This is a genomic window from Aeromicrobium sp. PFPM2_SD2 (assembly GCF_057364525.1).
In genome coordinates this window covers 1-568 of sequence record NZ_JBNFNZ010000804.1, presented here as the reverse complement: position 1 = coordinate 568, position 568 = coordinate 1, and the positions used below count along the sequence as shown (strand labels likewise).

Here is a 568-nt window from a genome sequence, read left to right as displayed (position 1 = left end):
GGCGGTGCCGGGGACGCTCCTGGCCGGCCAGGAGGTCGGCGGATCTCGCGCAGCAGGGCGACGTCCTCGGGCGTCACCTCCACCGGCGCCTCCTCCTTCTTGCCCCGGTCGCGCAGCTCGTTGATCTTCTTCATGGGCACGACGAGCACGAAGTAGATGACCGCCGCGGTGATCGCGAAGGTGATGAGCGCGCCGATGAGGTCGCCGAAGCGCAGCGTCGTGTCGGGGTTCTGGTCGAAGATCGTGTACGACCAGCCCGGTCCCTCCTTGCCGCCGACGGTGGCCAGGATCGGGTTGACGATGGTCTGGGTGAAGGCCGTGACGAGCGCGGTGAACGCAGTGCCGATGGCGACCGCGACGGCCAGGTCGACCAGGTTGCCGCGGAACAGGAAGTCCTTGAAGCCCTTGAGCATGGGTGCCCCCTCGTGAGTCGGTCGGTCGGCTCAGGCTAGCGCGGGCGGTCAGCCGACGGCGAGCAGCGAGAGCGGGCCGCGCAGCGACGCCGCGCTGATCGCCAGAGCCGTGCGCTCGTCCACCGCCCAGCCCGAACGACCACGGCGCCGTCGCG

1 protein-coding gene is annotated in these 568 nt (G+C 70.4%); it reads right to left on the bottom strand.

The window, feature by feature from the left end:
• Window positions 1–413 (bottom strand): large conductance mechanosensitive channel protein MscL (gene mscL, locus AC2W7G_RS18215; RefSeq protein ID WP_485869673.1); only part of this gene is annotated, 413 nt, incomplete at its 3' end.
• Window positions 414–568: the final 155 nt, after the last annotated feature.